This is a genomic window from Ruegeria sp. N8, from assembly GCF_056531325.1.
The window spans coordinates 33,648-51,543 of record NZ_JBQFLQ010000002.1; the positions used below are offsets into that span (position 1 = coordinate 33,648).

General features: G+C 59.1%; 16 protein-coding genes. 6 read left to right on the forward strand and 10 right to left on the reverse strand.

Annotated elements, in window-relative coordinates; all coding sequences use genetic code 11:
* Nucleotides 1-16 precede the first annotated feature (16 nt).
* From ACR0C5_RS04280 to ACR0C5_RS04300, 5 genes are all read right to left on the reverse strand, one after another.
* Nucleotides 17-1,105 (reverse strand): extracellular solute-binding protein, encoded by a 1,089-nt coding sequence (locus ACR0C5_RS04280; protein ID WP_170769567.1) that lies wholly within the window; start codon nt 1,103-1,105, stop codon nt 17-19.
* A 98-nt stretch (nt 1,106-1,203) separates the two neighbouring features.
* Entirely contained in the window at nt 1,204-2,295 is a 1,092-nt protein-coding gene (locus ACR0C5_RS04285; RefSeq protein ID WP_170784616.1) for an ABC transporter ATP-binding protein, read from the reverse strand.
* A 148-nt stretch (nt 2,296-2,443) separates the two neighbouring features.
* Complete coding sequence (locus tag ACR0C5_RS04290; protein WP_480549912.1) at nt 2,444-3,151, reverse strand: maleate cis-trans isomerase family protein; 708 nt, start codon at nt 3,149-3,151, stop codon at nt 2,444-2,446.
* Nucleotides 3,148-4,293 carry a M24 family metallopeptidase gene (locus ACR0C5_RS04295; protein WP_480874811.1) on the reverse strand — a complete coding sequence of 382 codons (1,146 nt, stop codon included), beginning with the start codon at nt 4,291-4,293 and terminating at the stop codon, nt 3,148-3,150. The genes ACR0C5_RS04290 and ACR0C5_RS04295 overlap by 4 nt, the downstream gene beginning before the upstream one ends.
* Nucleotides 4,290-5,333 carry a pyridoxal-phosphate dependent enzyme gene (locus ACR0C5_RS04300; protein WP_480874814.1) on the reverse strand — a complete coding sequence of 348 codons (1,044 nt, stop codon included), beginning with the start codon at nt 5,331-5,333 and terminating at the stop codon, nt 4,290-4,292. Before ACR0C5_RS04300 ends, ACR0C5_RS04295 begins: the two co-directional genes overlap by 4 nt.
* A gap of 86 nt (nt 5,334-5,419) precedes the next feature.
* Here ACR0C5_RS04300 and ACR0C5_RS04305 point away from each other — a divergent pair, with 86 nt between their 5' ends.
* Nucleotides 5,420-6,604, forward strand: coding sequence for a M24 family metallopeptidase (locus ACR0C5_RS04305; RefSeq protein ID WP_480874816.1), 1,185 nt, complete (start codon nt 5,420-5,422; stop codon nt 6,602-6,604).
* The gene (gene argE / locus ACR0C5_RS04310; RefSeq protein WP_480874818.1) at nt 6,562-7,758 is read left to right on the forward strand and encodes an acetylornithine deacetylase; all 1,197 of its coding nucleotides are present in this window, start codon (nt 6,562-6,564) and stop codon (nt 7,756-7,758) included. Before ACR0C5_RS04305 ends, argE begins: the two co-directional genes overlap by 43 nt.
* Here argE and ACR0C5_RS04315 read toward each other — a convergent pair.
* Entirely contained in the window at nt 7,755-8,621 is an 867-nt protein-coding gene (locus tag ACR0C5_RS04315) for an urea carboxylase-associated family protein (RefSeq protein ID WP_170784605.1), read from the reverse strand. The two genes, argE and ACR0C5_RS04315, sit on opposite strands and share 4 nt — an antisense overlap.
* A 253-nt stretch (nt 8,622-8,874) precedes the next feature.
* On the opposite strand from ACR0C5_RS04315, the gene ACR0C5_RS04320 reads away from it, so the two are divergent.
* The 4 genes from ACR0C5_RS04320 to ACR0C5_RS04335 are packed head-to-tail and all read left to right on the forward strand — an operon-like array spanning nt 8,875 to nt 13,920.
* Complete coding sequence (locus ACR0C5_RS04320; RefSeq protein WP_170769560.1) at nt 8,875-10,125, forward strand: sarcosine oxidase subunit beta family protein; 1,251 nt, start codon at nt 8,875-8,877, stop codon at nt 10,123-10,125.
* Nucleotides 10,126-10,140: 15 nt separating this feature from the next.
* Nucleotides 10,141-10,428: a sarcosine oxidase subunit delta gene (locus tag ACR0C5_RS04325; protein ID WP_480874821.1), complete on the forward strand. Its 288-nt coding sequence runs from the start codon at nt 10,141-10,143 to the stop codon at nt 10,426-10,428.
* On the forward strand, nt 10,425-13,367 hold the full coding sequence (locus ACR0C5_RS04330; RefSeq protein WP_480874823.1) for a sarcosine oxidase subunit alpha family protein: 2,943 nt from the start codon (nt 10,425-10,427) through the stop codon (nt 13,365-13,367). Before ACR0C5_RS04325 ends, ACR0C5_RS04330 begins: the two co-directional genes overlap by 4 nt.
* On the forward strand, nt 13,360-13,920 hold the full coding sequence (locus tag ACR0C5_RS04335; protein WP_480502928.1) for a sarcosine oxidase subunit gamma: 561 nt from the start codon (nt 13,360-13,362) through the stop codon (nt 13,918-13,920). Before ACR0C5_RS04330 ends, ACR0C5_RS04335 begins: the two co-directional genes overlap by 8 nt.
* Before the next feature lie 5 nt (nt 13,921-13,925).
* Here ACR0C5_RS04335 and ACR0C5_RS04340 read toward each other — a convergent pair whose 3' ends face one another.
* The 4 genes from ACR0C5_RS04340 to ACR0C5_RS04355 form a co-directional block, all read right to left on the reverse strand.
* Nucleotides 13,926-14,930 (reverse strand): GlxA family transcriptional regulator, encoded by a 1,005-nt coding sequence (locus ACR0C5_RS04340; protein ID WP_170769556.1) that lies wholly within the window; start codon nt 14,928-14,930, stop codon nt 13,926-13,928.
* A gap of 26 nt (nt 14,931-14,956) precedes the next feature.
* Nucleotides 14,957-15,565, reverse strand: coding sequence for a YrbL family protein (locus tag ACR0C5_RS04345; protein WP_170769555.1), 609 nt, complete (start codon nt 15,563-15,565; stop codon nt 14,957-14,959).
* A 174-nt stretch (nt 15,566-15,739) separates the two neighbouring features.
* Nucleotides 15,740-17,149: a hypothetical protein gene (locus ACR0C5_RS04350; protein WP_480874828.1), complete on the reverse strand. Its 1,410-nt coding sequence runs from the start codon at nt 17,147-17,149 to the stop codon at nt 15,740-15,742.
* Complete coding sequence (locus ACR0C5_RS04355; protein ID WP_170788578.1) at nt 17,149-17,895, reverse strand: methyltransferase domain-containing protein; 747 nt, start codon at nt 17,893-17,895, stop codon at nt 17,149-17,151. The genes ACR0C5_RS04350 and ACR0C5_RS04355 overlap by 1 nt, the downstream gene beginning before the upstream one ends.
* Between the last annotated feature and the right edge of the window lies 1 nt (nt 17,896).

A 17,896-nucleotide genomic window follows, 5' to 3' on the forward strand; every position in this document is an offset into this window, starting at 1 on the left:
ATGACTTAAAACAGGCTTATTGAGCCAACCATGCCTGGAATTTAGCGTCGATGTCGTCGCGGTAGTCTGCCCAGAACTCGTAGTTATACAGGAACGTGTTCTTGGCGTTTTCCGGGTCAGTCGGCATATGCGGCGCCATGTCGATACCCAGGTCGGCGTGCTGACCAACCAGCGGAGCCGACGAGGCACGGGCCGGACCATACGAGATGTACTTGGCCTGATCCGCCAGACGCTGCGTGTCGGTCGCAAACATGATGTAGTCCAGCGCTCGCTGCGTGCGTTCTTCACTCAGACCTGCCGGAATGATCCAGCCGTCCAGATCGAACACCTGCGCGTCCCAAAGCATGGCGACGGGCTGTTTCTGCTCTTCGATCACGCTGAACAGACGACCGTTATAGGTCGAACCCATGATGACCTCACCATCGGCCAGAAGCTGCGGTGTGTCAGCACCGGCAGACCACCAGACGACGCTGTCTTTGATCGTGTCCAGCTTGGCCAGCGCCTGATCTTGGCCTTCAGCCGTCGCCAGAACATCATAGACATCGTCTTTGGCAACGCCGTCACAGATCAATGCCCATTCCATGTTGTTGATCGGACGCTTTTCCAACGAACGCTTGCCTGGATAAGCTTCCAGATCGAACACGGCGCATACATCGGTCGGCGGTGTGTCGCCCACCAGATCGGTGCGATAGCCAAATGTGGTCGAATACACGATCTGCGGGATAAAGCAGTCACTGACCAGCAGATCACCGAAGTCATCCGCCGCCGAAGTCCCGTCGGGCGCCGCGGCCAGATGCACGTCGGGGTCGATCTCCATCGCAAGACCTTCGTCGCACAGACGGATCGCGTCCGCAGCCACAACGTCGACCACATCCCAGGTAATGTTGCCCGCTTCATTCATGGCGCGCAGCTTGGCAACCGCTTCGGCGGAGCTGTCATCGTTCAGGATGGTGACGCCCGTTTTTTCCGAATAGGGCTCGTGATACGCCTTGAGCTGCGATTTGGAATAGGCGCCGCCCCAGGACACGATGGTCATCTCTTCGGCCATCGCGCCGCCAGCAACGGCAGCAATCGCACTTGCCATCAGAGTGGTTTTAACTTTCATGATTAACTCCCTGTTATTCCCGTTGATTTTGCACTTCAGAACCGGATCACGGGGCAATCCGGCTGTTCTTTTCCCCGATGGTGCGGGGTCTTCATGCCTTAGGCGTCCAACGCCCGGCAGTCATGAGCCAGCCAGCCAATCTCGACTTCCTGGCCGGGTGACAGGCGAACCGCATCCGGTGCGTTCCGGGTTTTGATGATAAAGTCATCATTCCCCGCAACTGACAGGCGGAATCGGAACACGTCACCCATATAGATGAATTCCTTCACAGTGGCCTTCAACGTATGCGCATCCGCGTGCAAACGGTCCTTATTGAATTCCACCCGCTCGGGTCGGATCGAGACCTTGGTCCGCTCGCCCGCAGCGCTGACATTCACTGGCTTGGCGTCAATCTCTGATCCGTCATCCAGCGTCACGACGCAAGAGTCGCCGTCTATCGATTTAACAACGCCCTCCAATGTGTTGTTTTCACCAATGAATTGCGCCACAAAACTGTTTTCGGGTTCTTCATACAGAAGATCAGGTGGGGCAAGCTGCTGAATGCGCCCGTCATCAAACACGGCGACACGATCTGACATCGTCAACGCTTCGGTCTGGTCGTGGGTCACGTAAACCGTGGTAATACCCAGCTCATGCGCCAGACGCGTGATTTCGAATTGCATATGCTCGCGCAGCTGCTTGTCCAACGCGCCCAGCGGTTCATCCATCAAAACCAACTCGGGCTCGAACACCAGCGCGCGCGCCAAGGCGATCCGCTGCTGCTGACCACCGGACAATTGCGCAGGGCGGCGGCTGCCAAAGGCCCCCATCTGCACCATATCCAGCGCCCGTTTGACTTTCTCTTCGCGCTCAGACTTGCCGATCTTGCGAACTTCCAGCGGGAAGGACAAGTTCTCGGCCACAGTCATGTGCGGAAACAGTGCGTAGTTCTGGAACACCATCCCAATGCCCCGCTTATGCGGCGGGATATTGTTGATAGGACGCCCGTCCAACATGATTTCGCCATGTGTGGCCGTCTCGAACCCGGCGAGCATCATCAGACACGTGGTCTTGCCCGAGCCCGACGGGCCAAGCATCGTCAGAAACTCACCTTTTGGAAGTGAAAGGTTCAGATCCTTTACGACAAGGATCTCGCCGTCATAAGATTTCTGGACACGTTGAAACTCGACGAACGCTGCGTCATTTGACATTACCAACTTGGCTCCCCTGTCTGTCCTTGCTTGCCCGGTTTATCCGGATCTCAAAGACCTTTCGCGAACCATTTAAGGACAAGCAGGACAGGTCGCGCAACCAAAATATGTCAGCAGTATGTCAATGACGCCGCCAGCCGCCTGAAATTCAGGCTGAATTCAGGTGCCGCATATGCCACGCAAGGCTTTGATTGCTGGACAGAACAGGTTTTCCCAGCCGATTTTCGATCTCAGGTATCGCATCGAAAGTTCTTAGATTCGTGCAGCTTAGGAACACAGCCTCAACTGCCGAATCAGCTCCCAACCGCACGGCGGCCTCGACCACGGACTCGCGTGAGATTCGGACGACCTTGCTTTCCTCGGCTTCTCCGAACGAGCCGAAAACACCCATCTCAATCCCGTTTTCAGCAAAGGCTTTGCGTAACGGTTCGTTCACTTCTTCGATATACGGGGACAACAGCGCAAACTTGGACACCCCCCTGTCCGCAGCGCAAGCAGACGCCGCGCGCAGCGGATTCGTAACCATCGCTGCAGCACAGGTTTTCTGCACCATTCGCTCAACGGCAGCCGAGCCAATCACGGAACTGGCCGAGGTGCACCCATAGCCAACCACTTTGTAGGGCCGCGCCTTCGGCAACAGATCCGCCGCTGCGGGCAATGCGGCCTCCATTTGCGACAGGGTGTCGGTTGTCACCTCGTGACCGCTGGGAATTCTGGACACGTAAATCGGCGCGCGACGGTCCGAGAAATAAGCGTTGAACTCGGGTTCGATCGTTTCATCCGTTTGCAGAACGATCAGACCCATCGGTGTGACCTGTGGATCGTCTGGTTCCAGTTCGTAAGGTAAGTAACTCATATCACAGGCAACTCCGGCCCAACGCGTGGGCTGAGGAAGCGCGGCGCACCGTCATTGATGACGATGTTTTCCTCATGCACTAGGATTTTGCCGCCAACCGCAATGCCCGGTTCAAGCGTCAGCACCATGCCGGGTTCAAGCACCGTGTGATCGGACGGGATCAATGACGGCCATTCGGTCAGCGACATCCCCAGCCCGTGCCCCAGCCTTCCGGCCCCGGTATCGGCGTTGTGGCGGGACAGAACGTCATTCATAGCATGAAACAGGTCCGACGCAGTGGCCCCCGGGCGCGCGATATGAAATGCGGTGTCCGAGGCTTCGATCAGCGACGCATAGGCCCTGCGCACCGCGTTCGAGGGCGCGCCGACCGCCCAGTTGCGGTCGTAGTCACAGAAATACCCATCCCACACCAGACCGGTATCCAGCATGAGAACATCGCCATTACTCATCTCGCTTTCCGGAGCGGGTGAAATGACGTCGGTATAGCCACCCTGCTCGGCTCCGCCTGCAAGGTAAGGCACCCAGTCCGCGCCTTCCTCAAGACACAGCATCTGAAACTGCCGAAAGACCTGATCAATCGAGACCCCACGCCCGGCAATCTCGGGCACGCGCTGAAATGCGCGCCCGGCTATGGCACAGGCGGTTTCGATCTTGGATAACTCGGCGTCGGATTTGACCATGCGCAGTGTGCGCAGTATCCCCGCATCGCCCGAGAGTCTCCGCGACCCCAATAGCGTCTGAAGCCGCAGCAAGTCTGCCATAGGCATCCGGACATGAGTTTCATGCCCGTCCGGCACGCCGATTGCAGCATCAGCCGGAGTAACCTCACTCAAAGTCTCGGCCAACAGGCTGACCCCGTCATCCGACAGGTCCGGCGCGCTCCAGCTACGGATATCTTCGACCCAGGTTTGGCCCATCAAAGCAGCCCCGATCGAGGGGATGACCGCGATAGGTTTCCCGCTGGCCGGGACGATCAGAAACCAGGGCCGCGTGGGGCTTTCCCAGAACCGGGTCAAGTAGCCGGTGAAATAACGAATCTCGGGCTCAGTGGTCAGCAGCAAGGCAGACAGGCCCGCTTCGGCCATCCTGTCTTGCGCGCGCGTCAGCCGCGCTTGAAACTCGGCGGTGTCAAACCCCCTCATTCCGCGACCTCGGACAGGAAACAGAGGACCCGTGCGTCGGGACCGATACCCAGTTCGGCGCGAACGTCCGGGTTCATGACGGCGGCCACGCCTGCCCCGCCAGATGCCGTTGTGGCCACACCGGCCTCCGACATCGCGGGCAGGTGTTGCGCGACCTCATCATCCGTCAAAGTCAGGAACACATCGGCGTCCCGCGCCAATCCGTTCAAAGCAATCAGCGAAGGCTCTTTGCAATCCAATCGCCCCATGATGCTGTCCGGGCCGTCGGCAAAGACGCAGGCTCCGGCCTCGATACTCGCTTGCAGGGCGGGCGCGGCGTCGGGTTCGACGACGATAATCCGGGGCGCATCGCCCCAGACATTCCGGGCATAGGCGGCGACCGCCCCCGCCAAACCGCCAACACCGGCCTGCAGCATGATATGCGTCGGCACCTCGGGGCATTGACGCACGGCCTCGGCCGCCATTTGAAGATAGCCTTCCATCAGAGTGTGGGGCAGTTCAAAATACCCCTCCCACGAGCTGTCGGACAGCAAAGTCCAGCCGTTATCCTGCGCGGCCTGACTAGCAGCTTGCATACTGGCGGCATAGTCCACGCCGTGTCGCACGACCGTAGCGTTTTGCGCCCTCAGGCGGTCAGCAAAGCCTTCGGGCACGGTCTCGGCGATATAGACGACCGCATCCGCGCCGAATATCCGCGCCCCGGCGGCGACGCTCATCCCGTGGTTTCCGGCGCTGGCGGTGACATAGGTCCGCCCGCTAAGCGTTGTTTCGGCAGGCAAATCCGACACATCCGCAGCATGTCGTGCAATCACATAGGCCGCGCCAAGGGCCTTGAACGACCCAAGATTCATGCGTCCGCGCTCGTCCTTGATCCACAGATTCGCCACATCGGCCAGCCCCTTGGCATCGATCAAAGCGGTTTCCCCCGCCGCCGGACACTGCGCCAGAAGATCCGCTACACGAGCAGCATTTATAGAAGGGTACGGAGCAGAGCCGGCGAGTTTCTGCCCGCCGCGATGGGGATTGAGGGTGATCTTCACTGGGGTGTCTTTCCTGAGTTGCCCATTGACGTGACTGCATTCGTCCCGTTCTGTCAACGGAAACTCCATCGCGACAGGAGCGCCTCATGCCCCATGCCAATCCGGCCTTCACCCGCGCCGAATACGATCGCAGGCTTGCCAAGACACGTACGGCCATGGCTGACGCCGGATTGGACGCGCTGTTCATACAGGACCCGTCAAACATTACGTGGCTGACCGGGTATGAGGGCTGGTCCTTTTACGTGCATCAGGGCGTCGTCGTCCTACACGATACTGATCCAATCTGGTGGGGCCGCAATCAGGACGCCAACGGCGCGCGGCGCACGGTCTGGATGAGCGATGACTGCATTCACGGCTATGCAGATAACTATGTTCAATCGACCGAGCGGCACCCGATGCAAGACCTTTCCCGCCTGATCTTGGAATGCGGCCTTGAACGCGCCCGCATCGGGGTTGAGTTGGACAATTACTATTACTCGGCCAAGGCGCATCTGACTTTGGCCGCAGAATTGCCTCAGGCCACGTTGGTCGATAGCAACGCTTTGGTGAACTGGCAGCGTTCCGTGAAATCCGGTGAAGAGATCGCCCAGATGCGCAAAGCTGCGCGGATTTCGGAACATGTGATTGATGGGGTGATAGAACGGATCGAACCCGGCTTGCGCAAGAACGAACTGGTGGCGCAGATTTACCACGATGCGATCTCGGGCGTGGGTGAGGATTGGGGCGATTATGCCGCCATAGTGCCCCTGCTGCCTTCGGGGCCTGATGCCGCCGCCCCGCATCTGACATGGGACGGCGCGCCATTCAAAACCGGGGAATGCACCTTCTTCGAACTCTCGGGCTGCTATCGCCGCTATCACGCACCTTTCTGCCGGTCAGTCTTTCTGGGCCAGCCCCCAGACCACCTGCAACGGGCCGAAGCCGCGCTGGTGGAGGGACTTGAGGCAGGTTTGAATGCCGCCCGTGCGGGCAATAAGGCCCGCGACATCGCCCTTGCGCTGGCCGCTCCGCTGGAACGCGCCGGAATCGAGCGCAGTGCGCGCTGCGGCTATCCGGTGGGCATCAGCTATCCGCCCGATTGGGGGGAACGCACCATATCGTTGCGCGCGGAAGACGAAACCGTGCTGGAACCCGGAATGACGTTCCACTTTATGCCCGGCCTTTGGATGAACGACTGGGGGCTTGAGATCACCGAGACCATCCTGATCAACGAAACCGGACCCGCCGAATGTCTCTGCAACCGTCCAAGAAAGCTGTTCGTGAAACCATGACCCTTCAAAGAACCAAAGACATTCTAGCCGATCTGATCGCGTTTGAGACGGTCTCGGTCGACAGCAATCTTGAGATTATCCGCTATCTGACCGACCGGCTTGAAGCCCTGGGAGCACGCTGTATCGAAACGCGCGATGCGACGGGCAAGAAGGCCAACGTCTTTGCAACACTCGGGCCTGACATACCCGGAGGTATCCTGCTGTCCGGCCATACAGATGTCGTGCCCGTGGCCGATCAGGACTGGACCTCAGACCCGTTCGAGATGATTGAACGAGATGGGCGCCTGTATGGGCGGGGTACCTGCGACATGAAGGGGTTCATCGCGGCATCGCTCGCCTTTGCCGAAGCTTTGGACGTCGAAAAACTGACCCAACCGCTGCATTTCGCCTTTACCTACGACGAGGAAACCGGCTGTCTGGGCGCGCAGAATCTGGTCAATGACCTGTCCCAACGCGGCATCGTGCCCGACATTGCCATCATCGGCGAACCGACCGAAATGCGGGTGATCGAAGGCCATAAGGGTTGCTTTGAATACACCACGCGCTTTACCGGGCTGGAAGGTCACAGCTCGGCCCCGGATGACGGCGTGAATGCCGCTGAATACGCCGCGCGTTATGTGGGCAAGTTGCTTGAACTGCGCCATATTTTGAAATCACGCGCACCGGCGGGCAGCGCGTTTGAACCCCCATGGACCACGATCAATGTCGGGTTCTTCAATAGCGGCGTCGCGCATAATGTGATCGCCAGCAAGGCGGAGATCGGCTGGGAAATGCGCCCGGTTCAGGCCAGCGACGCCGATCTCGTTAACCAGACGCTCAGCGACTACATTAACCACACGCTACTACCCGAAATGCAGGCCGTTCACCCCGAAGCCAGCATCACGCAGGACGTCGTCGCCGAAGTTCAGGGGTTGGAGCCGATGGAGGACAACGCTGCCCGCAAATTGGTGGCCGAACTGACCGGCGCCAACGGCACAGGCACTGTAGCCTTCGCCACCGAGGCCGGTCTGTTCCAGCAGCTTGGCGTTCACGCCATCGTCTGTGGGCCGGGCTCAATCACCCAAGCGCACAAGGCCGACGAATATGTCGAGATCGAACAGCTGGACCTGTGTTGCCGGATGCTGGACCGTCTGGGCCGCCGCCTGACCGCCTAGCCCGTGCCGTGCGTCCGATCATAGGCGGACCGCGCGGGCTGAACATGGGCCGCGCGGACATCCTCGCCGGGATCATAGACCTCCATCACCAGCGGATAGCAGGCGGCCACGTCTGACGAATGCTCGGATGAACAATCGCCACCTGGACAGGCCGACAGGCCCACGATCAGGTCGATCTCGGCGTAGAATTCCAGATAGTCGCCCGGGCGTACCGGGCTGGCCTTCATGAAATACTGCCCCGTGTCGCGGGTAAAACCGGTACACATGAAGACATTCAGCACATCATGCACATGCATCTCGGCCTCGTGCAGCGGCAGGTCGCAATGATCGGCCAAGGCGCGGGTCAGGTTCGAATGGCAGCAATAGTGATAGTCGTCCCCCGACAGCAACCGTCCCGTATAAGGATCACAGCGCGTCCCGATCACGTCATGGACCGATCCTCCGTAGGCATCGAACCCATACCAGTCCAGCGTGTCTCCGACGATGGTCGCCATCGGGCGCATGTTGGGAAAGCTAGACCACATACGGTCGCCGGTGGACAAATGCGTACCGTGCAAAGCGCGGGTTTTACCCGAATAAAACCTCTCGGTCAGGTCATGTTTGTTCCACATGTTCAGATCGCCCACCTGTGGGCCATCCACCGAAAGCACGCGCAGAAAGGCCCCTGCGGGCACCTCGACACAAACTGCATCGCGCGGGGCCGCCGTCGCCTCGGCCGTTTTCTTCGCCCCCTGTCGAAGAGCATTCAGCCCGGCGATGTCGGGTTGCGGCAAACTATCCGGCGGGTAGCAGATGACCGGAGGCAGGCTCTGACGGACGACCGCATCTACCGGTGCTGTGAAATTCGGTGCCTTCAGTTTCATGCCTGCTCTCCCTGTGTTTCCACAGGTTTAGCGCATCATCAACAGCTGCGCTATCTGCACTTATGTTATGATTGCTGTCGAAGTAGGTCGGAGAGTTTGGCGAGGCCGCAAACAACCTTAGGCAACCTGAGTGTTACCTCCCACCATCGGTTCATCATTCAGATACTTGGGTCTGATTCAGACAGACCGATGTCGCATCTGAGGATACCCAACCGCACCAAAATAATGAATTCTGTAAAAAAAGGTCCGATTCATGCGATATTCCGGCTTTCGAGTCATCAAAGAGGCACTGACCGGCCATAAGGGCTGGAAACCGGTCTGGCGCGAGCCTGACCCAAAACCTCATTACGACGTCATCATCATTGGCGGCGGCGGTCACGGTCTTGCAACGGCGCACTACCTGTCCAAGGTCTACGGCCAGCGCAATGTGGCAGTGGTCGAGAAAGGCTGGATCGGGGGCGGCAATGTGGGGCGCAACACGACGATCGTGCGCTCGAACTACATGCTGGACGGGAATGAGCCCTTCTACGAATTCTCGCTGAAACTGTGGGAGGGGCTGGAACAAGACGTCAACTATAACGCCATGATGAGCCAGCGCGGTATCATCAACCTGTTCCACACGGACGGTCAGCGCGACGCCTATACGCGGCGCGGCAATGCGATGATCCTGAACGGTGCTGATGCGGAACTGCTGGACTCCGACCAGGTACGGGCCGAACATCCCTATTTGAATTTCGACGACGCCCGGTTTCCCATCAAAGGCGGTCTCGTCCAGCGCCGCGCGGGCACGGCCCGCCATGACGCGGTGGCTTGGGGTTATGCGCGGTCGGCGGATTTGCACGGGGTCGACATAATCCAGAATTGCGAGGTCACGGGCCTGCGGATTGAAAATGGCACCTGCTTGGGCGTCGAAACCTCAAAAGGCTTTATCGGAGCCAGCAAAGTGGGCTGTGCGGTCGCTGGAAACTCGAGCCGCGTGATGGGCATGGCCGGGATGCGGCTGCCCATTGAAAGCCATGTGTTGCAGGCGTTTGTGTCCGAAGGGTTGAAGCCCGTTCTGCCCAGCGTCATCACCTTTGGTGCGGGCCATTTCTATGTCAGCCAATCCGACAAGGGTGGGCTGGTCTTTGGCGGCGATATCGACGGCTATAACACCTATGCCCAACGCGGCAACTTGCCCGTGGTCGAGGATGTGTGCGAGGGCGGCATGGCCCTGATGCCCATGATCGGCCGGGCGCGTTTGCTGCGGATGTGGGGCGGCGTGATGGACATGTCGATGGATGGCTCACCCATCATCGACCGCACTCCGGTTCAAGGGCTCTATTTCAACGGCGGCTGGTGCTACGGCGGGTTCAAGGCCACGCCCGCCTCGGGCTATTGCTTTGCGCATTTGCTGGCAAAAGACGAACCGCACCCCGTTGCCACCGCCTATCGCCTGGACCGGTTCCTCACTGGCCGGATGATCGACGAAAAAGGCGCGGGCAACCAGCCCAACCTGCACTAGAGGGGACCTAGGGATATGATCATCAACCACCCTCTGCTTGGGCCCCGGGATGCCTCAGAATTCACCTATCTGGGCGATGCATCCCTGATCGACCGGCCCGACGGAATGGCCGAGAATGCCGCCGACGCGTTCTATGACTATGCTTATCTGCGCGACAACCCCGCCGGTGAACACCACGAGCTGTGGTATCACGAAGCCGGGGACCGGTCTTGGCTAGTTGTCACCCGCAACACTCTGACCCACGAGATTTCCAAGGTTGAACTGGCCCGCGATGTGGCCCGCGCGCGGGGACGTTCGAAATGACACAAGCGAACCGATTGACCGGCGGGCAGATCGACCGCAATAAGACCCTGAACTTCTACTTTGACGGGCGCAGCTATACCGCGCACCCCGGAGATACTCTGGCCTCAGCGCTGCTGGCCAACAATGTGCGACTGATCGGGCGATCGTTCAAATACCACCGCCCACGCGGGCTGCTGACGGCGGGATCCGAGGAACCCAACGGCATGGTGGAACTGCGCGCAGGCGCCCGCAAGGAACCCAACACCCGCGCCACGACGATCGAGATGTTCGACGGGTTGATCGCAAACTCGCAAAACCGTTGGCCAAGTCTTCGGTTCGATGCGCTTGCGGTGAATGACTTGTTTTCCAACTTCCTGTCGGCGGGGTTCTACTACAAAACCTTCATGTGGCCCGCTGCGTTTTGGGAGAAACTGTACGAGCCTATCATACGCCGCGCTGCTGGCCTTGGCTCACTGTCGATGCAGGCGGACCCGGATGAATACGACAAGGGGTTTCGTCACTGCGATCTGCTGATCATCGGTGCCGGACCTGCGGGCCTGATGGCAGCGTTGACCGCCGGGCGTGCTGGCGCAGATGTCATATTGGCAGACGAGGATTTCACGCTGGGCGGACGCCTGAACAGCGAGACCTTCTCGGTCGGCGACCACAGCGCCCCCGACTGGACGGCACAAACCGTGGCCGAACTGTTGGCAATGCCGAACGTCCGGCTGATGCCGCGCACCACGGTGATCGGAGCGTTTGACCATGGAATCTATGGGGCGGTCGAGCGGACGGGTGATCATCTGCCCTCGCTGCCTGCTGGCAAACCGCGCCAGATCCTGTGGCGCATCTATACCCAAAAGGCCCTGCTGTGTGCCGGAGCAACCGAGCGTCCCATTGCATTTGAAAACAATGACCGCCCCGGCATCATGACCGCCAGCGCGCTGCGGACTTATGCCAATCGCTTTGCGGTGACAGCTTCGCCGCGGGTTGCGATCTTTACCAGCAATGATGACGGCCACCGCACGGCCGATGACCTACACGCCAAGGGTGTTAAAATCGCCGCCGTGGTCGATGTGCGCGAAGATGCCCCCCTCAGCTATGACTATGAGGTGCTAAAAGGCGCGCAGGTCATGAACACCAGGGGCCGTCTGGGCTTGAGCTTTGTCGAGGTCGCCTTGCCCGATGGTTCGACCCGGACACTGGATTGTGGCGCGCTGGGCGTGTCGGGCGGCTGGAACCCGAATGTCCACCTGACCTGCCACCAACGCGGACGCCCTGTTTGGAACGAAGCCCTTGCTGCTTTCGTTCCGGGAGAAAACCTACCGGTTGGCATGTCCGTCGCGGGTTCTGCCAATGGCGTCATGTCAACCCACGGCGCACTGCGCTCGGGAGCCGAAGCGGCCGCTGCCGCGCTGGACCTGACCACCCTGCCGGACCTGCCAGAAGCCGAGGACGCGCCCATTGCGCTAAAGCCGTTCTGGTATGTGCAGGGCTGCAAACGCGCATGGGTCGATCAGCAGAACGACGTGACGGTCAAGGACGTGAAGCTCAGCTATCAGGAAGGCTTCCGCTCGGTCGAGCATCTGAAACGCTATACCACGCTGGGCATGGCAACCGATCAGGGCAAGACTTCGAACATCACGGGCCTTGCGATCATGGCCGAGGTTGCGGGCAAGTCGATCCCCGAAACCGGCACAACCATTTTCCGCCCGCCCTATACCCCGGTGCCCATCGGTGCCTTCGCGGGCCGAATGACGGGCAAGGACTTCCACCCGACCCGCCTGACCCCATCGCACCATTGGGCCAAGGAGCGCGGGGCGGTGTTTGTCGAGGCTGGGAACTGGCTGCGTGCGCAGTGGTTTCCCCTGCCCGGTGAGACGCATTGGCGCGACTCCGTCGACCGTGAGGTGCGCCAAACCCGCGCCTCGGTCGGGGTGTGCGATTGCACCACGCTGGGCAAGATCGACGTGCAGGGCACGGATGCTGCCGAGTTCCTCAACCGCGTCTACGCCAACGGCTTTGCCAAGCTTGCAGTGGGCAAAACGCGCTATGGGCTGATGCTGCGCGAGGATGGGATGGTCATGGATGACGGCACCGCCGCACGGCTGGCCGAGGATCATTTCGTTGTCACCACAACCACGGCGAATGCTGCAAGTGTTTATCGCCACATGGAATTCGTGCGCCAGTGCCTGTTCCCGGACATGGATGTGCAGCTGATCTCGACCACCGATGGTTGGGCGCAATACGCGGTGGCGGGACCAAATTCGCGCAAGCTTCTGCAAAAGATCGTGGACCCGGAATTCGATATTTCGAACGAGGCGTTTCCCTTCATGGCCTGCGGCAAGATCACCGTCTGTGGTGGATTACGGGCGCGGCTGTTCCGTATCTCGTTCTCGGGCGAATTGGCGTTCGAGATTGCCGTCCCGTCGCGCTATGGAGATGCGCTGATGCGGCGGTTGATGACAGAGGGCGCAGAGTTTGACGTCACCCCTTATGGCACCGAAGCGCTGAGCGTGATGCGCATCGAAAAGGGCCACCCGGTCGGCAATGAGTTGAACGGCACCACCACGGCGCTGAACCTTGGTCTGGGCAAGATGGTGTCAAAGAAGAAAGACAGCATTGGTTCTGTTCTGTCCGAGCGTGAAGCGTTGACCGCACCGGATGTGCTGAAACTGGTCGGGCTAAAGCCTGTGAATCCGCAGGACAAGATCACCGCTGGCGGCCATTTGATGAATGCGGATGGACCGGTCGATGCAGCACATGATCAGGGCTATGTGACCTCGGCGGCCTATTCGCCCAATCTGAACAGTCATATCGGGCTGGGCCTGCTGAAACGCGGCGGCGCGCGGATGGGCGAGAAGATGCGCCTTGTGTCACCCCTGACCGAATTGAATGTCGAAGTCGAAATTGTCTCGGCTCATTTCGTTGACCCCGAAGGAGAACGACTGCGTGCATGATCTTGTTGCAATAACCGCCCTCGGCGGGGCCGCGCCACGCGTGGATACGGTCGGTTCGGTCACATGTTCTGAAGTCCCAGATGTGGCGTTGGCCTCAGTCACTGCCCGGTTGGGGCACGAGGCTGCAACGCAGGATGAGGTGGCGCGGCTTATCGGAACCGTAACACCGACCGTGCAGCGTTTTGCCGGAGACCCTGTGACCGCCTTCTGGTCCGGCCCGGACCAATGGATGATCGAAGCCCCCTTCTCCACCCAAGAAGACCTTGCCGCCTACGTCAAGACCGCCGTCGGAACCGTCGCTTCTGTCACTGAGCAGACGGATGCCTGGGCGCGGTTCGACTTGCAGGGCGACGGGATCAACGCGGTTCTGGAATTGCTATGCCAACTGGACCTACGTCAGTTTCAGTCCGGTCACGTCGCGCGGGGCGCAGTTCATCACATCGGGTGTTTCATCCTGTGCCGCAGCGCCGACCATGTCAGCCTTTATGGTCCCAGATCATCGGCCGGATCGCTGCACCATGCGGTTCTGGCGGCCATGCGTTCGGCCCATTAAGACAATCAGATCGAAGGCAACGGCGCGTTGTCCTCGACCCGGAACCGGTTGATCCGGCGACGGTCCTCTGCAGGACTTAGCCCAAAGGCCGCTTTGTAGTGCGATACCAACGGCGTGACCGAGCTGTACCCGACTGCAGCGGCAATCTGTGCAATCGGGTCTTTCGTATACATAACCATCTGGCGCGCGGCTTTCATGCGCATAGACCGATAGTAGTGGCTTGGGCTTTGACCCGTCGCCTGTTTGAAAGCTCGCTCGATCTGGCGGGGCGTGACCCTCATCTGCCCGGCAACTTCTGCAATCGAGATCGGTTCGCTCAGATGGCCGGCAAATAGCTCAACGCTACGCGCAACCAACGGGGGCAGTTGATCACCTGAACCAGGTGCAGTTGTGTCCGGTACTTTTTGACGCACCCCTGCGCCTCGCATCATCGGGTGCTGAAACCAGCAGGCGACCTCATGCGCGATCTCGCTGCCAAGACGGTCTGAAATCAAGTGCAACGCCAGATCAAATCCAGCGGCCGCGCCCGCGGCGGTCCAGCGCGTATCGGTGCGCACAATCACTTCACTGCGCGCGTCTATGTCGGGAAACTCAGCCTCGAACGCCGCTTCATAACACCAATGAACCGAGACCGGCTGATCCACCATCGCGCCCGAGCGAACAAGGGGGAATACGCCTCCGCTAATGCCGCCGAGGACAGTGCCGTGCCGACCAAATCCACGTAACGCGCCGTTTCCAGTGCGCGGATCGGCAAACCCGGATGTCGGACTGCTGAGCAGAAACAGGATGTCGATATCCTTGCACCCTGTCAGGGCTAGCGCGGCTTCAAACCCCACACCCGCACTGGATTGAACCTTTTGCCCACGCTCGGACACAAGCACCCATCCAAAGGCTTGCTTCCCGGCGATTTCATTGGCCGCCCGAAGCGGTTCGATGACGGAGGTCAGGCAGGCCATCGGAAAGCCGTCAAACAGCAGAAATCCGATCGTGATCCTGTTTTCCTCATGCATCCGGGGATCCTAGCAGAAATGCAGCCCTAAGAGCGAATTCCAAACATGCTGCCCATCCGTTCCCGACGACGCTGCATGGACTTGCGAAATGCCCAGTCGCTGAACAAGGCCAGCGGAAACAAGACACGTTCGCCCAAACCATCAATCACCACCAATTTGCCGCCGCGTTCTTCGGCCCGCACTATGTTTTCGTGGCTCATGTCGCCGACGATGATCCGCCCCCGTTCCAAGTCGTCTAGCAACTCCATGAACTCTTCCCCAAGGCGTTTGCGTCCAGCGGGATCCTCTTTGAGCGACATCCATTCCTTGTACACTGTCGGCGCCAGATCTCCATCTGGTCCCGTCATTTTCTCGACAACAAGCGCCGGCCCCAATGACGTCGGTGCATAGCCCATGAAATGGGCCAGACGTTCAATCTCGGGGCAACAGCGATGCAGCGCGGCCAAATATTCGTTGGCTTCGCGGTTCCATTGGCGCAGGTTGCCATAGCGCCATTCCGCATAGCGCGGAATCCAATGATCACGTACAGGAACATCCGCGCGGACTTTCAACAAGGCATCCTGCCGATCGGGGTGCTGAAAGATCAGGTAATTCCGGCTTTTGCGCAATGGGGTGTGGTCAGTCAGGTCAATCATTTGGATCCGATACCTAAAGGGGGCGCGCCATGGCCGACGGCCGCATAAACTGGCACCTTGCGTCAGGGTCATAAATCCTTCGCCCTGCGGTTACAAATGTGTTTTTACCGTCGACCGGACAGAGACGGAGATTCAGCGCAACGCAATCTCGAACCTGCCATAACCGCCGTCAGACTATGGCCCGACCGGCGGGCTCGGCAGCAGGACAAATGCCACGGGGCCATCCGTTTCGACTAAAGATGTATGCGTCCAGCCCAGCGGATCAAATGGCGGGGTGGCATCCGTACACTCGTCTGGTGTCGTGTCGCACGATACAACCTCTGCCCCAGTCAGATATTCCAACCGCAGACGCAATCCGCGATCAAACTGAATGAACGCCTCGCGCGCGCCTTCCAATCCGTAGTAACTACCATAAAGCTGCACACGGTTCATCCCGTCTGGGATCTCATCCGCCAAAGTCCGCGTTGTTTTTTGCCAAAGAGGAAAGGTGCCGTAGGTGATGCGTCCGAATTGGATTGTTGCGATCAACAGAACACACATGATCACAATGCGCGCGACGCTGGCCAACCGGGTGGATGTGTTCGTAAGAATAAACACCGACATTGTCAGGGTGTAACCGAACAAAATCCAGTTCCAACCAAGTGCCCGAAACGGAACCTTAAGACCTGATGTCAGCGTTTTGGCGAACAAAGGGCCACAACCGGCGAGAACCGCGACAAGTACAATCGTTGCCGCATAACGTTGACGCCGAAACAGGTAAAGCCACGAAACCGCGAAGAGCGATATCAAAAACACCCCGTTGGACAAAGACCCGCTGCCGACGCGATGCAAGTTTTCGTACAGGTGCAGTTTAAGCTTTTGATAGTTCAAAGCCAGATCGCTTATCGACTTGACCTCGGTCGGGTCGCGCCACTCGGCCACCGGAATGTCGAACACTCCGTGATGCAGGAAGTTCAACGAGTAGACCACACCGAAGGCCAATGCGAGGCTCGCAAAAAAAACCACCAGTGTTACGCCCGCACTGACATAGGTTTGCGGCGCCTTTCGGGACAGCAAAACAAGGCTCAACATCATGAACGGGTATGTGGTGTAGGCCATAAACGACAGCGGCACCGCCACGATCAGCAACAGAACTGACGCCCGATGGGACAGAAAAACTACGGCCAGTGAAAACAACGCTAGTACCCAGATACCGGGCAGCAAAGTGTTGAACCAGAACGATATCAGAAAAGCCGGCCGCGACAACGCGACGAACAATGCCATGACGCACAGGAACCACGCAGGTATGGAGCGCCCAAGGACTATGATCGCGGTGCATGCAGAAAAGATCGACCAACCCAGAAGGTACAATGCAAAATTGACCGGTGCAGGCCAGAGGAACGGTCGAAACTGCCACCAGAAATTTAGCCAGCGCCCCTCATCCAGCGCTTTGCTATAAGCCATGTCGAAATGGCCCAGCAAGGCGGGAAAGTCGTCATGACGGACAAATGGATCGCTCAGAAATGGCCCATAGGTCGCCATCAGAGTTCCGAGGCAAAGCAGCGTCAGCCAGAAAACCAGCGTTATATCCGAACGCGCGGTCATCAGTTGCTCCGATGAGACCGTGCGACAATTGAAGCGCGGGCTTGCGCGATTGCGGTGACCGTACGCAATGGCAGTCGCCGGACAATCATCTTTCGCAAGTTCCAACCGATGGTTCCAACCTCACGCAGCGCTCCGGGTGCAACCTTTGTTGCCAAAACCTCTGGCGGTAAGGACGCTGCTGCAGCCGCATTGGCGTAAAGCACACTGTTGTAGCGGTACCAGGGCTCGATTGCCCCGTCGGAAAACAGTTTTGGGCGCAGGCAATCGTAGGCCGTGTACCCCTGCGTTTCGAACAGCCCTTGCCAGAACGATAAAGGTTGCTCGTTGATATGGAACTCTCCGCCCTGCCCCGGGACCGCCGCCGAGAACAACACAAGGTCGCTATGGGCTGTCAGGCTTTGCACAAGACTGGACGAGGCCTCATGCGGCAGATGCTCACCGACTTCTAAAGATTGGGCCAGACCAAAACGCCGCCCAAGATCGACGGGCTGAGTTAGGTCCTTTCCAAAAAAAGCATCCGGTGAAATGGCCAGACGCTCACGATCAACATAGTCTCCGTCTACACCGGCGATATCCGGGCATCCCGCCGCGGACCATTCCGACAGCCAGACACCTCGGCCACAGCCGAAATCGACAACACTGTCTGGCTTGACCCATGTCTGAAGACAACGGATCAGCCGGACAGCGGATTCGCGGGCTCCGCGGTCGATATAATCAAAGAACTCGTTCGAATAGATGTGAGACATA

Bases quoted from the DNA above. Each gene is read 5' to 3' on its own strand.
- ACR0C5_RS04345 (WP_170769555.1), bottom strand. From the start codon at position 15,565: ATGATTGACCTGACTGACCACACCCCATTGCGCAAAAGCCGGAATTAC.
- ACR0C5_RS04350 (WP_480874828.1), bottom strand. From the start codon at position 17,149: ATGACCGCGCGTTCGGATATAACGCTGGTTTTCTGGCTGACGCTGCTT.
- ACR0C5_RS04290 (WP_480549912.1), bottom strand. From the start codon at position 3,151: ATGAGTTACTTACCTTACGAACTGGAACCAGACGATCCACAGGTCACA.
- ACR0C5_RS04340 (WP_170769556.1), bottom strand. From the start codon at position 14,930: ATGCATGAGGAAAACAGGATCACGATCGGATTTCTGCTGTTTGACGGC.
- ACR0C5_RS04320 (WP_170769560.1), top strand. From the start codon at position 8,875: ATGCGATATTCCGGCTTTCGAGTCATCAAAGAGGCACTGACCGGCCAT.
- ACR0C5_RS04330 (WP_480874823.1), top strand. From the start codon at position 10,425: ATGACACAAGCGAACCGATTGACCGGCGGGCAGATCGACCGCAATAAG.
- ACR0C5_RS04280 (WP_170769567.1), bottom strand. From the start codon at position 1,105: ATGAAAGTTAAAACCACTCTGATGGCAAGTGCGATTGCTGCCGTTGCT.
- argE (WP_480874818.1), top strand. From the start codon at position 6,562: ATGTCTCTGCAACCGTCCAAGAAAGCTGTTCGTGAAACCATGACCCTT.
- ACR0C5_RS04285 (WP_170784616.1), bottom strand. From the start codon at position 2,295: ATGTCAAATGACGCAGCGTTCGTCGAGTTTCAACGTGTCCAGAAATCT.
- ACR0C5_RS04295 (WP_480874811.1), bottom strand. From the start codon at position 4,293: ATGAGGGGGTTTGACACCGCCGAGTTTCAAGCGCGGCTGACGCGCGCG.
- ACR0C5_RS04325 (WP_480874821.1), top strand. From the start codon at position 10,141: ATGATCATCAACCACCCTCTGCTTGGGCCCCGGGATGCCTCAGAATTC.
- ACR0C5_RS04315 (WP_170784605.1), bottom strand. From the start codon at position 8,621: ATGAAACTGAAGGCACCGAATTTCACAGCACCGGTAGATGCGGTCGTC.
- ACR0C5_RS04355 (WP_170788578.1), bottom strand. From the start codon at position 17,895: ATGTCTCACATCTATTCGAACGAGTTCTTTGATTATATCGACCGCGGA.
- ACR0C5_RS04305 (WP_480874816.1), top strand. From the start codon at position 5,420: ATGCCCCATGCCAATCCGGCCTTCACCCGCGCCGAATACGATCGCAGG.